The 13,434-nt window shown below is 67.6% G+C and carries 15 protein-coding genes and 1 tRNA gene; 5 read left to right on the top strand and 11 right to left on the bottom strand.

Annotated elements, in window-relative coordinates; translation table 11 throughout:
- Positions 1-26: 26 nt before the first annotated feature.
- The 8 genes from QE363_RS13940 to QE363_RS13905 all read right to left on the bottom strand — a co-directional run bounded on the left by QE363_RS13940 (position 27) and on the right by QE363_RS13905 (position 6,966).
- Positions 27-698, bottom strand: a complete 672-nt coding sequence (locus QE363_RS13940; protein ID WP_309696185.1) for a spermidine synthase — start codon at positions 696-698, stop codon at positions 27-29.
- Complete coding sequence (locus QE363_RS13935) at positions 695-1,057, bottom strand: DUF6481 family protein (RefSeq protein ID WP_307099536.1); 363 nt, start codon at positions 1,055-1,057, stop codon at positions 695-697. Before QE363_RS13935 ends, QE363_RS13940 begins: the two co-directional genes overlap by 4 nt.
- 77 nt (positions 1,058-1,134) lie before the next feature.
- Positions 1,135-1,210 (bottom strand) — tRNA-Lys (locus QE363_RS13930).
- A 116-nt stretch (positions 1,211-1,326) separates the two neighbouring features.
- Positions 1,327-2,439: a rod shape-determining protein RodA gene (gene rodA, locus QE363_RS13925; RefSeq protein ID WP_309696183.1), complete on the bottom strand. Its 1,113-nt coding sequence runs from the start codon at positions 2,437-2,439 to the stop codon at positions 1,327-1,329.
- Entirely contained in the window at positions 2,436-4,508 is a 2,073-nt protein-coding gene (gene mrdA / locus QE363_RS13920) for a penicillin-binding protein 2 (RefSeq protein ID WP_309696181.1), read from the bottom strand. Before mrdA ends, rodA begins: the two co-directional genes overlap by 4 nt.
- Before the next feature lie 2 nt (positions 4,509-4,510).
- Positions 4,511-5,035, bottom strand: coding sequence for a rod shape-determining protein MreD (locus QE363_RS13915; RefSeq protein WP_307099530.1), 525 nt, complete (start codon positions 5,033-5,035; stop codon positions 4,511-4,513).
- Complete coding sequence (gene mreC, locus QE363_RS13910) at positions 5,032-5,901, bottom strand: rod shape-determining protein MreC (protein ID WP_309696178.1); 870 nt, start codon at positions 5,899-5,901, stop codon at positions 5,032-5,034. The genes QE363_RS13915 and mreC overlap by 4 nt, the downstream gene beginning before the upstream one ends.
- A 24-nt stretch (positions 5,902-5,925) precedes the next feature.
- Positions 5,926-6,966 (bottom strand): rod shape-determining protein, encoded by a 1,041-nt coding sequence (locus tag QE363_RS13905; RefSeq protein WP_261267979.1) that lies wholly within the window; start codon positions 6,964-6,966, stop codon positions 5,926-5,928.
- A 212-nt stretch (positions 6,967-7,178) separates the two neighbouring features.
- Here QE363_RS13905 and mutL point away from each other — a divergent pair, with 212 nt between their 5' ends.
- The gene (gene mutL, locus QE363_RS13900) at positions 7,179-8,888 is read left to right on the top strand and encodes a DNA mismatch repair endonuclease MutL (protein WP_405053185.1); all 1,710 of its coding nucleotides are present in this window, start codon (positions 7,179-7,181) and stop codon (positions 8,886-8,888) included.
- Between the two features lie 50 nt (positions 8,889-8,938).
- Positions 8,939-9,364, top strand: a complete 426-nt coding sequence (locus QE363_RS13895) for a hypothetical protein (RefSeq protein WP_309696175.1) — start codon at positions 8,939-8,941, stop codon at positions 9,362-9,364.
- A 334-nt stretch (positions 9,365-9,698) separates the two neighbouring features.
- Here QE363_RS13895 and rplI read toward each other — a convergent pair whose 3' ends face one another.
- The 3 genes from rplI to rpsF are packed head-to-tail and all read right to left on the bottom strand — an operon-like array spanning position 9,699 to position 10,940.
- Complete coding sequence (gene rplI / locus QE363_RS13890) at positions 9,699-10,292, bottom strand: 50S ribosomal protein L9 (RefSeq protein ID WP_307099521.1); 594 nt, start codon at positions 10,290-10,292, stop codon at positions 9,699-9,701.
- Between the two features lie 13 nt (positions 10,293-10,305).
- On the bottom strand, positions 10,306-10,530 hold the full coding sequence (gene rpsR / locus QE363_RS13885; RefSeq protein ID WP_007403456.1) for a 30S ribosomal protein S18: 225 nt from the start codon (positions 10,528-10,530) through the stop codon (positions 10,306-10,308).
- Positions 10,530-10,940: a 30S ribosomal protein S6 gene (rpsF, locus tag QE363_RS13880; protein ID WP_037567458.1), complete on the bottom strand. Its 411-nt coding sequence runs from the start codon at positions 10,938-10,940 to the stop codon at positions 10,530-10,532. Before rpsF ends, rpsR begins: the two co-directional genes overlap by 1 nt.
- A 257-nt stretch (positions 10,941-11,197) precedes the next feature.
- Between rpsF and fabD the strand changes: the two genes are divergently transcribed.
- Genes fabD through fabG form a run of 3 tightly spaced genes read left to right on the top strand, consistent with a single transcriptional unit; the run spans position 11,198 to position 13,361 of the window.
- Positions 11,198-12,157: an ACP S-malonyltransferase gene (fabD, locus tag QE363_RS13875; RefSeq protein ID WP_309696170.1), complete on the top strand. Its 960-nt coding sequence runs from the start codon at positions 11,198-11,200 to the stop codon at positions 12,155-12,157.
- 32 nt (positions 12,158-12,189) lie between these two features.
- The gene (locus QE363_RS13870) at positions 12,190-12,618 is read left to right on the top strand and encodes a GxxExxY protein (RefSeq protein ID WP_309696168.1); all 429 of its coding nucleotides are present in this window, start codon (positions 12,190-12,192) and stop codon (positions 12,616-12,618) included.
- Between the two features lie 2 nt (positions 12,619-12,620).
- Positions 12,621-13,361, top strand: a complete 741-nt coding sequence (gene fabG / locus QE363_RS13865) for a 3-oxoacyl-[acyl-carrier-protein] reductase (protein WP_307099515.1) — start codon at positions 12,621-12,623, stop codon at positions 13,359-13,361.
- The last annotated feature ends 73 nt before the right edge of the window (positions 13,362-13,434 follow it).

Raw genomic sequence — 13,434 nt, 5'->3', positions numbered from 1 at the left:
CGCCTTTGCCGGGGCGACGATCGCGTTCAGCGCGGCGTGGCGAACCAGATGGTGTGGGTCGCGCCCTTGCCATTCTCACGGGCGCGCACCTTCACCTCGTCGACGGTGAAGCCTGCGCGCGACAGCCGCCGGGTGAACACCGGATCGGGCGCGGCGGACCAGATGGCGAGCACACCGCCGGGTCGCAACGCGACGCGGGCCTCGTCCAGTCCACGAAGCGAATAGAGCCCGTCATTGTCCGGCCGGGTCAGCCCGTCGGGTCCGTTGTCGACGTCGAGCAGGATCGCGTCATAAGCCCCGCGCCCCGCATAGATCGCATTGCCGACATCGCCCATTGCCAGGGTGACGCGGCGGTCGTCCAGGCATCCGGCGGTCAGTTCCGCCATCGGGCCGCGCGCCCATTCGATGATGCCAGGCACCAGCTCGGCCACCGTGATCCGCGCATCGCGCCCCAGCTTGGCCAAGACGGCGCGCAGGGTGAAGCCCATGCCATAGCCGCCAATCAGCAGATGCGGCGCCGTGCGGCCGCCCAGCCGGTCGCAGGTCATCGTGCCCAACGCCACCTCGGAGCCGCTCATCCGCGTGCTCATCAGCTCGTTGCGATCGAGTACGATCATGAAGTCCTTGCCCCGGCGGAACAGCCGCAGGGGCTCGCCGCCCGGCACTTCGGCAATGCCGAGCAGCTCGCGCGGGGTCATTTGCCCTGGCGCGCCTTGCGAGCGGCGTAGCGGGCGTCGCGGGCGGCCTTCAGCTCGGCGGCGGTCGGGACCACCGGCGGGCGCGCGGCGGCAGCGGCGGCCTCCGCAGCGGCCTCGGCCTCGGCCTTCGCCTTGGCGCGGGCTTCCTCGCGCGCGGCCTTTTCCTGTTCGATCGCGGCCTTGTGCGCAGCGCGGCGCTCGGCCTCGGCGGCCTCCTTGGCTTCGCGCGCGGCGGCGCGGGCGGCGACCACCGCCGGGTCGGGCGCGGCCTTGTTGCGCAGCTTTTCGAGCGCGGCCGCCTTGGCATCGCGCGAGGCCGATGCGCGATCGGCGAAACCGGGAACCTTATATCCTGCCATCAATCATCTATCCCGTTGGGGGCCGGACGGCCCCATAGCACAACGGCCCCGCATCGCTGCAGAGCCGTTGGAGAAACTGGTGGACGCACTTGGGCTCGAACCAAGGACCCGCTGATTAAGAGTCAGCTGCTCTACCAACTGAGCTATGCGTCCGTTCGTCACGTCGACCTGGCCGTCCGGCGGCCCGCCTCGTGATCGGGAGGCGCGCCTTTAGCACCGTGGTCGGGCTTTGCAAATGCTTTTTGCGTGGGCGACCGATTTTTTGTCGATCACCAGCGGGCGGCGCGGCGATTTTCGCGGTCGATCGCCATCAAGATGCCCAGGCACAGCAGCACCGTCATCTGCGACGATCCGCCATAGCTGACTAACGGCAACGGGATGCCGACGACCGGCGCCAGCCCCATGACCATCATCAGATTGACCATGACATAGATGAAGATCGTCGTGGACAGCCCCGCCGCGGTCAGCCGCGCGAACCGGGTCGGGGCGGCCTGCGCGACGTTCAGGCCCCAGCGGATGACGAGCAAAAAGGCCAGGATCAGGAAGCATCCGCCGACCAGCCCCCATTCTTCCGCCATGGTGGCGAAGACGAAATCGGTATGCCCCTCGGGCAGATAGTCGAGATGGCTCTGGGTGCCGTTCAGGAACCCCTTGCCCCAGATGCCGCCGGAGCCGATCGCGATCTTGGACTGGCTGATGTGATAGCCGGTGCCCAGCGGATCGCTTTCGGGGTCGAGGAAGATCAGCACGCGGTTGCGCTGATAGTCGTGCAGCAGGAAATTGACCGCGAGCGGCGCCATCACCGCCAGCCCGATCGCCCCGCCGATGAACAGCCGCAGCGGCACCCCGGCAAGGAACATGACGGTCGCCCCGCCCGCGCAGATCATCAGCGCGGTGCCCAGATCGGGCTGCTTCATCACCAGCGCGGCGGGCACGCCGATCATCGCCGCGACCGGCCATATACCCGAGAAGCGCCTGGTCTCGGCGGGCGGCATCATCTCATAGAAGCGCGCGGCGCCCAGCACGATGAACAGCTTCATCAGCTCGGACGGCTGGAGCCGGATGAAGCCCACGTCCAGCCATCGCTGGCTGCCCCCGCGCACCGCACCCAGCAGTTCGACCAGGACGAGCGCGACGACGAGGATCAGATAGCCCGGCATGGCGATGCGTCGCCACAGGTCGAGCGGCAGTCGCGACAGCACGAGCGACCCGGCGAGCAGCACGAAGAAGCGCACCCCCTGCGGCTTGGCCCAGGGGGTCAGCGAGCCGCCCGCCGCCGAATAGAGCACGACCAGCCCGAAACAGCCGATCGCCATGACCAGCAGGATCACCCGCCAGGGCAGTTGTGCGATCGGTTCGGGGATAATGCGCGGGCCGCTCATTCGTCGGTGGTCCCGGCATCGTCGGCGGGCTGCTCGCTGCTGCTGGCGGCCATCGCCTCGGCCTGCGCGTCGGAGACGTTGGTCGCGGCCTTGACAGCCGGGGCGGCGGTGGGGGCACCGGCATCGGTCTTGGTCGCGGCGGAGGCGGGCTTGGGGACCTGTGCCGCGCGATAGGCGGCTTCCTCGGCCGCCATGCGCGTGGCGATGTCGCCGCCCCAGGTGGGCTCGTCCTGCGCCAGCGATGCCAATGCGCGGTCGCGGTCGAACAGATAGGTCATGATGTCGCGCCCGATCAGCGGCGCGTCGAGATTGCGCACGGTATGGCCATTATGCTCCAGCACGACGGCGGCCGCGTAACGCGGATTGTCGGCGGGGGCGAAGCAGACGAGCAGCGCGTGGTCGCGCAGCTTGAAGGGCAGCTGGCCGTTCTTCAGCACGCCCATGCGCCGCTCCGCCATGGTGATCCGGCGGACCTGCGCGGTGCCGGTCTTGGCGGCCAGGCTGACGCCCGGCACCAGCATCCGCGCCGCGCCGCCGGTGCCGCCCTGGTTGACCACGCCGAACATCGCGTCGCGCACGACCGCCAGATGCTCGGAGGCGACGGGCAGGGCGGGGGCGTCGAGATGGACCTGATGCGCCAGCAGGCTGGGCTGCAAGGCGCGGCCCGAGGCGATCCGCGCCGCCATCACCGCCAGCTGAAGCGGATTGGCGAGCACATAGCCCTGTCCGATCGAGGCGTTCAGGCCGTCCGCGATCGTCCACTTCTTCTTGTATTTCCGTAGCTTCCAGTCGGGGTCTGGCACGGTGCCGTAACGCTGTGCGCTGAGCGGCAGGTCGAATTTCTGGCCCAGCCCGACCATCCGCGCGATGGGCGCGATCCGGTCATAGCCCATGCGGCGGATCATCTCGTAGAAATAGATGTCGCAGCTCTGCTCGATCGCGCCCTTCAGGTTCAGCGCGCCGTGCCCGCCGCGCTTGTGGCAGTGGAAGACGCCGGTGCCGACCCGCATCGCGCCGGTGCACAGCACCCGGTCGTCGGCGCCGACCCCAGCCTCCAGCAGCGCGAGGCCGTTCATCGGCTTGACCGTCGAGCCCGGCGGATAGAGCCCCTGCGTCACCTTGTTCATCAAGGGCACATGGTCGTTCTCCGACAGCATCGCCCATTCCAGATGGCTGATCCCGTCCGAAAAGCTGTTGGGGTCATAGGCGGGCATCGACACCATCGCCAGCGTCTCGCCGGTGCGGCAGTCGAGCACCACCGCCGAGCCCGAATTGGTCCCCAGCCGCCGCGCCGCAAATTCCTGGAGCCCCGCATCGATGGTCAGGCGAATGTTGCGGCCGGGCGTGTCGGGGCGGGTGGCGAGTTCGGCCACCACCTTGCCGCGCGCCGTCACCTCGACCCGCTTGGCGCCGGGCTTGCCGCGCAGCACCGGCTCCAGCATCTTTTCCAGCCCGTCCTTGCCCAGCTTGAAGCCGGGGGTGACGAGCAGCTGGTCGTGGGTCGCCTTGAACTGCTCGGCGGTGGGCGTGCCGACATAGCCGGTCAGGTGCGCCACCGCCGCGCCCGCCGGATAGAAGCGCGCAAAGCCGCGCGTCGGCTGGACGCCGGGCAGTTCGGGCAGGCGGACGCTGACCGCCGCGAACCGTTCCCAGTCGAGCCGCTCGGCGACCTGCACCGGCTGGAACCCGGCGGCATGTTCCAGGTCCAGGCGGATGCGGTTCATCGCCTCGTCGTCCAGCCGCAGGATCTGGCGGAGCAGCGCCAGCACCCGGTCCTTGTCCTCCAGCCGGTCGGGAATGATGTCGACGCGGAAATCGGTGCGATTGTTGGCGATGGGCAGGCCGTGCCGGTCGATCAGCCAGCCGCGACGCGGCGGGATCATCGTCGTGTTGACGCGGTTGCTCTCGGAGAGAAGATTATACTTCTCGTTCTGCGCGATCGACAGCCAGGCCATGCGCCCGGCGAGCAGCAGGCCGACGGCCCCCTGCGCCGCGCCCAGCACGAAGGCGCGCCGGGAAAAGCTGTAGGCCTGTGCCGCCTCGGTCATGATCCGCCCCTGGCGTTCCATGCCTATGCCCCTACCTCATTACGGCCACGCTTGCGATCGATCCATGCGACCAGCCGGGTTGCCATGGGAAAGAGCAGGATGGTGATCGCGATCTGGATGACCAGCGCCGCATCGACCTGCGCGCCGACCGGCACCGCCAGGAAACGCCCCGCGATCAGGCAGAAGGCGATGGCGCCGCTGGCGATCAGCCAGTCCTGCCAGAAGTCGCGGAACACCAGCCGATGCTCGAACAGGTCGATCGCCAGCGACGTCAGCGACCAGAGCAGCATCGCCGAGCCCAGCGGCTGGCCCGACAGCAGATCGTCGAACAGCCCCAGCGGCGCGGCGGCCCAGAGCCGCAGCGCGAACCGCGCGACCAGCCGCCAGGCGAGCAGCATGACGAGGCCCATGGGCGGCTGCAACGGTACGATCGCCACCACCGGCACGATGGCGAGGAGCGAACCGGCCATCACGGTCAGCCAGGGCAGCGCGCGGGCGCGTGCGGGCGGCAGTCCGGGGTCGAAGGGGTTGCTGATGTCGAGGGTCACGGCCGGGGCGACGGCGCCGATACCGGCATCGGCATGAAGGCGCGCTGAACGATCGCGAAATCCAGCGTGTCGGGATGGATGAAGGGCCGCGCCACCGCCGTATCGCCGCCATCGGCGCGGATGCGGGCGACGGGAATATCGGGGGCATAGAGCCCGCCGGTGCCCGAGGTGACGAACAGCTCGCCCTTGGCCAGCCGGACATTGGTGTTGACCGAGCGTATGTCGAGCGTCCCGTCGCCGCGCCCGACCGCGATGGCGGGCAGGCCGTCGCGGGTGCGGCGGACCGGCACGATGCTTTCGGGATCGGTCAGCAGGAGGACGCGCGCGGCGGCGGGCCCCGCCTCGGTCACGCGCCCGATCAGTCCCTCGGGACCGCGCACCGCCATGCCGGGCGCGACGCCCTGCCACCGCCCCGCATTGAGCAGCGCGAAGCGGCGACCGCTGCTGCCGGTCGAGCTGACCAGTCGCGCGGTGACGACGGTGTCGGGGGTCCGGTCGCGCACCGCCAGCAAGGTGCGCAGGCGGCGATTGTCATAGGCGATGGTGCGCGCGGTCAGCAGCAACTGGCGCGACTGGGCCAGTTCGGCGCGCAGCCGTTCGTTTTCCGAATGGACGAAGAAATAACGCCCGATCGCCTGGGGAATGTCGTCGACCGCGTCGCCGACCGCGACGAAGGCGCCGGAGACGGGCGCGGTGACGCTGCCCAGCGTCATGCGCAGGCCGGCGAAGGCGGGTGGGTTGAACGTGGATGCGACAAGCAGCACCACGCCCACCACCGCACCCGCCACCGCGAGCACATAGGCCAGGAAAGCTCCATATTGCCGCCGTCGCGAAAACCCGGTGCGACGGTCGCGGGCGGGCGCCATGCGCCGGTCCCCTTATGCTGGAGGTTAGCCGTTCAGCAGGACGCCGCGGTACATCGGATCTTCCAGCGCGCGGCCGGTGCCCAGCGCCACGCAGGTCAGCGGATCCTCCGCCACCGTCACCGGCAGCCCGGTCTCGTCGCGCAGCACCTCGTCCAGCCCTTCGAGCAGCGCGCCGCCGCCGGTCAGGACGATGCCCTGGTCGACAATGTCGGCGGCCAGTTCGGGCGCGGTGTTTTCCAACGCGACGCGGACGCCCTCGACGATGGTCGCGACGGGCTCGGACAGCGCCTCGGCGATCTGGCCCTGGTTGATCTGGATTTCCTTGGGCACCCCGTTGACGAGGTCGCGGCCCTTGATCTGGATGGTCACGCCGATGCCGTCCGCCGGGGGACGCGCGATGCCGACTTCCTGCTTGATCCGCTCGGCGGTGGCTTCGCCGATCAGCAGGTTATGGTTGCGGCGAACGTAGGAGACGATCGACTCGTCCATTTTGTCGCCACCGACGCGGACCGAAGTGGTGTAGGCGAGGCCGCGAAGCGACAGCACCGCGACTTCAGTCGTGCCGCCGCCGATATCGACCACCATCGATCCGATCGGCTCGGTCACCGGCATGTCGGCGCCGATCGCGGCGGCCATCGGCTCCTCGATCAGGAAGACCTGGCTCGCGCCCGCGTTCGAGGCGGCGTCGCGGATCGCGCGGCGCTCGACCTTGGTCGAACCCGACGGCACGCAGATCACGATCTCGGGCCAGCGCGCGAACTTGCGCGGGCCGTGCACCTTCAGGATGAAGTGCTTGATCATCTGTTCGGCGACGTCGATGTCGGCGATCACGCCGTCGCGAAGCGGACGGATCGCCTCGATATTGCCCGGCGTCTTGCCCATCATCAGCTTGGCGTCGTCGCCGACCGCCTTCACCTTCTTGATGCCGTTGATCGTCTCGACCGCGACGACGGACGGCTCGTTCAGCACGATGCCGCGTCCGCGGACATAGACCACGGTGTTCGCGGTGCCGAGGTCGATCGCCATGTCTTGCGACATGAATTTCAGGAAGCGGGGGAGGGGCATCGAGGCTTTCGTTCCGTCTGTGGACCGGGTGGGCGTGACTCATATCCCGAACCGCCGCCAAGAGCCGTCACAGGCACCTGCACCGTCATTTGCGGGGTCGCGGGATGCCGTCGCTTGGGCTAGGGTTTGCCGCATGTCAATACGGCGTCTGCCTCCCCATCTCGTCAATCGTATCGCGGCCGGTGAAGTGGTGGAAAGGCCCGCCAAGTGCGTTGAAGGAGTTGGTCGAAAATTCGATCGATGCCGGGGCGACGCGGATCGCGGTCGCGCTGGGTCAGGGCGGGGTCGGCCGGATCGAGGTGGCGGACGACGGATGCGGCATGTCGGCCGAGGACATGGCCCTCGCGCTGGAGCGGCATTGCACCTCCAAGCTGCCCGACGAGGCGATCGAATCGGTCCTAACCCTCGGATTTCGCGGCGAAGCCCTGCCGTCCATCGCCAGCGTCGCGCGGGTGACGATCGAGAGTCGTCCGGCGGGCAGCGACGGCTGGAGCCGGGTGGTCGACAATGGCGAGGTGCTGCGCGACGGCCCCGCGGCCGTGCCGCCCGGCACCCGCATCCTGGTCGAGGACCTGTTCGCGCGTGTCCCGGCGCGGCGCAAGTTCCTGCGCTCGCCCCGGTCGGAATATGCCGCCTGTCTCGACATGGTGCGCCGTCTGGCGATGGCGCGGCCCGACATCGCCTTCACCCTGGAGCATGACGGGCGGCGGGTGCTGACCGTGCCGGGCGGGGAGGAGCGGCCGGGGCGCGTCGCGGGGCTGACCGACCGGGCGCTCGCGGAAAACTCGGTCGCGATCGACTGGGTGCGCGACACGGTGTCGCTGGGCGGCGTGGCGGGGTTGCCGACCTTCAACCGGGGCATCGCCGACCACCAATATCTGTTCGTCAATGGCCGCCCGGTCCGCGATCGCCTGCTGATGGGCGCGATCAGAGGCGCTTATGCCGAGATGTTGCCACGCGATCGGCACGCGGTGGTCGCGCTGTTCCTCGACATGCCGCCGTCCGAAGTCGATGTGAACGTCCACCCGGCCAAGACCGAGGTCCGCTTTCGCGACCCCGCGCTGATCCGGGGGATGATCGTGTCGGGCCTGCGCCGCGCGCTGGATGAAGCCGGGCATCGCAGCGTCCAGCGCCCGCCCGACTCGGCGCTGGCGATGTGGCAGAGCGAGAGCGTCGCGGCTCCGCCCGGCGGCACGCCGCCACTCGACAGCTGGGCCGCGTCCGCGCCCGAGACGCGCGTCATGGAGCGCCAGTCGCTCTTCGCGTCGCGCCCCGGCTTTGCGGCCCCGCCACCGCTCGCCCGCGCCGAAGCCGCCTTCGCAGCCCCGCCCGAGGTGCGCCAATATCCGATGGGCGTCGCACGCGGACAGGTCGCCAAGACCTATATCGTCGCCGAAGCCGAGGATGGCCTCGTCCTGGTCGACCAGCATGCCGCGCACGAGCGGCTGGTGCTGGAGCGGATGCGCGCCGCGCTGACCGGCGGGCGGATCGCGTCGCAGGCGATGCTGATTCCCGAAGTGGTCGAGCTGGACGAGCCCGCCTGCGACCGGCTGGAGGCGCGCGCCGAGGAACTGGCCGAGTTCGGGCTCGATCTCGAACGGTTCGGCCCGACCGCGATGCTGGTCCGCGCCACGCCCGCTCTATTGGGGCAGAGCGATCCCAAGGGGCTGGTCGCCGATCTGGCGGACGAACTCGCGGCGTTCGACCAGGCGCTGTCCTTGCGCGAACGGCTGGATCATGTTGCGGCGACCATGGCCTGCCATGGCTCGGTCCGCGCGGGCCGCATCCTCTCGGTCGCGGAGATGAATGCGCTCCTCCGCGAGATGGAGGTCACGCCACACTCCGGACAATGCAATCACGGCCGCCCGACCTGGGTGAAGTTGCAGCACGGCGATATTGAGAAGCTGTTCGGGCGGAAGTGACGATGACAGATTGTCTGTGCGCCTCGTTGCCCGACATTGCGCATATCCCGATGGGCGATCATCAGGGGCACGACGAGCGATTCCTGGCGACGGTTCAAGAGCTAACGTCGCCGGGCGATCCGCAATGGTGGCGCTATCTCGGCCAGTGTCGGGCCTGTACCCAATATTGGCTGGTGGCGCAGGAGGAGCGCATCTTTGACGAGCATTTGCTCGCGCGGATCAACGAGGCGGAGGCTGCCCGGATCCTGACCGCGAACGCATGGCCGGAGAGGTTCGCAACGTACGAAGACGTACTCCGCATCGCGCGCTCGCTGGCGACACCCTGTTGCTTCCTGGAGCCGATGGCAGACTCGCTCATCTCGACGATCAAGGATTTGCGCCGCGATCGACCGGACATCCGTGTCGAGGAGGTCGCCGAACTTCTGGGTCTGGCGGACGATTATGCCCGCCGCCTGATTGCTCGGATCAAGCGATAGCTTACCGCCCCTTGTCTGGGCGACGAGCCGATCCCATGGAGCGATGAACCGAAAAATTTTTCGGTCGTGCGTTCATCGTAACGAAACTTTTGCACTCGGCCGTTTATTTATCGTGCGTTGGACAGGATCGGGCATCATCATGAAACATATCATGCCACTCATTTGCGCGCTCATTCCGCTGGCTGCCGTCGTCAGTGCGTGCGTCACCTGTCCCTGAGTTGATCCCCGCACGGCCGGTTCATTGTGGCCCGGCCGCCCACAGGACACAAAAAAGGGCCGCCCGGACATGCCGGACGGCCCTTCTTCTATTCGACCGAGGGTCGAAGCGTCGGGATTAACCCTGCGCTTCGTCCTGCTCCGGCTGAACCTCGGCGGTGGCGCCCGGCTCGGCGTTGGGATCGTAATCCTCGGTGAAGCCGGCTTCGTCACGCTCGAACATCGAGGCCATGACGTCGACGCCCTGCGCCTGCATCTCGGCTTCTTCCGGCGAGCGGGCGACGTTGACCTTGACGGTCACGGCCACTTCCGGGTGAAGCGCGACACGCACGTCGTACAGGCCGATCGCCTTGATCGGACGGTCAAGCACGATCTGGCTCTTGTTGACCTTGTGGCCATCGGCGACCAGCGCCTCGACCAGGTCACGCACCGCGACCGAGCCGTACAGCTGGCCGACATTCGACGCCTGACGGATCAGGGTGACGGTGGCGTTCTCGAAGGTCTTCGACTCGACCTCGGCCTCGGCGCGACGGTTCGCGTTCTCGGCTTCGATGCGGGCGCGGTTGGCCTCGAACACCTTCTTGTTGGCTTCGTTGGCGCGCAGCGCCTTCTTGCGCGGCAGCAGGAAGTTACGGGCAAAGCCGTCCTTCACCGTGACCACGTCGCCGATGGCGCCGAGCTTCTCGACGCGCTCAAGCAGAATAACGTCCATCTCTTAGGACTCCTTACTTCACGACGTAGGGCAGGAGGCCCAGGTGACGGGCGCGCTTGATGGCCTGGGCCAGTTCGCGCTGCTTCTTGGCCGACACGCTGGTGATGCGCGAAGGCACGATCTTGCCGCGCTCGGACACGAAGCCCTGGAGCAGACGGACGTCCTTATAGTCGATCCGGGGCGCGTCCTTCGCGGAGAAGGGGCAGCTCTTGCGGCGACGGAAAAACGGGCGGGCCATTATGCGGCTTCCTCTTCACGATCACGACGGGGGCGGTCAGCGCGGTCGGGGCGTTCGCCACGATCGGCACGACGCTCGCGGTCGCGCTCCTGCTTGCGCATCATCACCGACGGACCTTCTTCATGGCCGTCCACCTTGACGGTCATGTAGCGGATCACGTCTTCGTTGATCTGGGTCTGGCGCTCCAGCTCGGCGACGACACCCGCGGGGGCGTCGATTTCGAGCATGACGTAATGCGCCTTGCGGTTCTTGGCGATCTTGTACGCCAGCGAACGCAGGCCCCAGGTCTCGGTCTTCACGACCTTGCCCTGATTGTCCTCGACGATCTTCGTGGCGGCTTCCGCCAGCGCGTCCACCTGCGCCTGTGCCAGATCCTGGCGCGCAAGGAACACGTGCTCGTAAAGAGCCATGCAGCTTACCTTATGTTGGCCGATCGCTGACGCCCACCCCATGTGGAACGCCCCTCCGGCTGTCTTCCATACTTCAATACCGTCACGCCAAAATGGCATGAGGGCGGGTGAAGCAGGTGCTTCCCGCCCAATGGTGCGCTGGCTCATAGCGATTTGGCGGCAAAAGGCAAGCGGCGAAGGGGCACGCGGACTTGCCAGCGGCGGGCGACCTTTCTACCGCGCGGGCATCCTATTACCGTTTCATGGCAGATACGAACATGCGTGCATTCATCTTTCCGGGCCAGGGCAGCCAGGCCGTCGGCATGGGCAAGGCGCTGGCCGAGGCGAGCCCGGTCGCTCGCGAAGTGTTCCAGGAGGTCGACGAGGCGCTGGGCCAGCATCTCTATCGCCTGATGGTCGAGGGGCCCGCCGACGAACTGACCCTGACCGAGAATGCGCAACCCGCGATCATGGCGAACGCCATCGCGACCCTGCGCGTGCTGGAGAAGGAAGGCGGCGTCCGCCTGTCGGAAAAGGCCGATTTCGTCGCGGGCCACTCGCTGGGCGAATATACCGCATTGTGCGCGGCCGATGCGATCGACCTGGCGACCACGGCGCGTCTCCTCAAGCTGCGCGGCCGGGCGATGCAGGCGGCGGTGCCGGTGGGCGAGGGTGCGATGGCCGCTCTGCTGGGCGCGGACCTCGAAAAGGCGAAGGTCATTGCGGGCGCGGCGGTCGATGCGATCCTGGCCGAGGGTGGCGAGCCGCTGGTCTGCACGGTCGCCAATGACAATGACCCGAGCCAAGTGGTGATCTCGGGTCACCGCGCCGCGATCGAGAAGGCGGTGGCGCTGGCCAAGGACCTGGGCGCCAAGCGCGCCGTCCTGCTGCCGGTGTCGGCGCCGTTCCACTGCCCGCTGATGCAGCCCGCCGCCGATGCGATGGACGCCGCCCTCGCCGAAGCGACGATCCGGGCGCCGCTGGTCCCGGTCTATGCCAATGTCGAGGCGGCGCCGGTCGCCGATCCCGGCGCGATCCGCGCGCTGCTGGTGGCGCAGGTGACGGACATGGTCCGCTGGCGCGAATCGGTGCTGGCGATGGAAGCGGCGGGCGTGGCGCAGTTCGTTGAGTTCGGCGGCAAGGTCCTTGGCCCCATGGTCAAGCGTATCGCGCCGGATGCGGACGCGCTCAGCGTGGTGACGATGGACGATATCGAGGGGCTTCTGGCGAAGCTCTGATTTGGTTCACGCGAAGGCGCGAGGACGCGAAGATGAAAGACATTGAAACGATAGCGTTCGATGTGATCGATCTTTCCTTGCGCCTTCATCGTGAGCTGGGCCCTGGATTGCTGGAGAGCGTCTATGAGACGATCCTGGCTGCCAAGCTGAGCGACATGGGCTATCGCACAGAGCGGCAGCGGGCGGTCGATTTCAGCTTTGATGGCCTGCAATTCGATGGGGCGTTCCGCATCGATCTTCTGATCGAAGGCAGCCTTCTTGTCGAAATCAAATCCGTCGAGCGGCTGAATGCCGCTCATGCAAAACAACTCCTCACCTATCTGCGCCTGACCAGGCAGCCCTTGGGGCTGCTTATCAACTTCGGCGGTGCCACCCTGAAGGAAGGGCTCCGCCGCATCGTCAACGACTATACGCCCATCGCGTCTTCGCGGCTTCGCGTGAACCAGAAAATCGGAGAATAAGCATGTTCGACCTTACAGGAATGACCGCCCTCGTGACCGGCGCGTCCGGTGGGCTGGGTTCGGCCGTCGCGAAGGCGCTGGCGGCGCAGGGGGCGAAGCTAGCGCTGTCCGGCTCCAATATCGACAAGCTGGAGGCGTTTCGGGCCGAGCTGGGCGGCGATCATGTCGCGGTGCCCTGCAACCTTTCGGACCCGGCCGCGGTCGATGCGCTGATCCCGCAGGCGGTCGAGGCGCTGGGCGGCAAGCTCGACATCCTGGTCAACAATGCGGGCGTCACCCGCGACAACCTGACCATGCGGATGAAGGACGAGGAGTGGGATCAGGTGATCCGCGTCAACCTCGAAGCCGCGTTCCGCCTGATCCGCGCCTCGGCCAAGCCGATGATGAAGGCGCGTTTCGGCCGCATCATCTCGATCACCTCGGTCGTCGGGGCCACGGGCAATCCGGGGCAGGCCAATTATGCCGCGTCCAAGGCGGGCCTGGTCGGCATGTCGAAGGCGGTCGCGCAGGAGCTGGCCAGCCGCAACATCACCGTCAATTGCGTCGCGCCCGGCTTCATGCGGTCGGCGATGACCGACGTGCTGCCAGAGGCGCAGAAGGCAGCGCTGCTGGGCCGGATTCCGGCGGGCGATCTGGGCAAGGGCGAGGATATCGGCGCGGCCGTCGTCTATCTGGCGTCCAGGGAAGCGGGCTACGTCACCGGCCAGACGCTGCACGTCAATGGCGGCATGGCGATGCTGTAAAACGGCATAATCGCCACGAATGATCTTATCCTGGCGCTGGTCCGTCGCTGGACGGGCTTGCCAGACATGGACG

The sequence above is a fragment of the Sphingomonas sp. SORGH_AS_0870 genome (assembly GCF_031453175.1).
In the GTDB taxonomy this organism is placed as follows: domain Bacteria; phylum Pseudomonadota; class Alphaproteobacteria; order Sphingomonadales; family Sphingomonadaceae; genus Sphingomonas.
This window is presented reverse-complemented; position numbering and strand designations above follow the sequence as displayed.

Excerpts from the sequence above, each read along its gene's own strand:
- QE363_RS13940 (WP_309696185.1), bottom strand. The coding sequence starts at position 698 with ATGACCCCGCGCGAGCTGCTCGGCATTGCCGAAGTGCCGGGCGGCGAG.
- QE363_RS13935 (WP_307099536.1), bottom strand. The coding sequence starts at position 1,057 with ATGGCAGGATATAAGGTTCCCGGTTTCGCCGATCGCGCATCGGCCTCG.
- rodA (WP_309696183.1), bottom strand. The coding sequence starts at position 2,439 with ATGAGCGGCCCGCGCATTATCCCCGAACCGATCGCACAACTGCCCTGG.
- mrdA (WP_309696181.1), bottom strand. The coding sequence starts at position 4,508 with ATGGAACGCCAGGGGCGGATCATGACCGAGGCGGCACAGGCCTACAGC.
- mreC (WP_309696178.1), bottom strand. The coding sequence starts at position 5,901 with ATGGCGCCCGCCCGCGACCGTCGCACCGGGTTTTCGCGACGGCGGCAA.
- QE363_RS13905 (WP_261267979.1), bottom strand. The coding sequence starts at position 6,966 with ATGCCCCTCCCCCGCTTCCTGAAATTCATGTCGCAAGACATGGCGATC.
- QE363_RS13895 (WP_309696175.1), top strand. The coding sequence starts at position 8,939 with ATGGGCGATCATCAGGGGCACGACGAGCGATTCCTGGCGACGGTTCAA.
- rplI (WP_307099521.1), bottom strand. The coding sequence starts at position 10,292 with ATGGACGTTATTCTGCTTGAGCGCGTCGAGAAGCTCGGCGCCATCGGC.
- rpsR (WP_007403456.1), bottom strand. The coding sequence starts at position 10,530 with ATGGCCCGCCCGTTTTTCCGTCGCCGCAAGAGCTGCCCCTTCTCCGCG.
- rpsF (WP_037567458.1), bottom strand. The coding sequence starts at position 10,940 with ATGGCTCTTTACGAGCACGTGTTCCTTGCGCGCCAGGATCTGGCACAG.
- fabD (WP_309696170.1), top strand. The coding sequence starts at position 11,198 with ATGCGTGCATTCATCTTTCCGGGCCAGGGCAGCCAGGCCGTCGGCATG.
- QE363_RS13870 (WP_309696168.1), top strand. The coding sequence starts at position 12,190 with ATGAAAGACATTGAAACGATAGCGTTCGATGTGATCGATCTTTCCTTG.
- fabG (WP_307099515.1), top strand. The coding sequence starts at position 12,621 with ATGTTCGACCTTACAGGAATGACCGCCCTCGTGACCGGCGCGTCCGGT.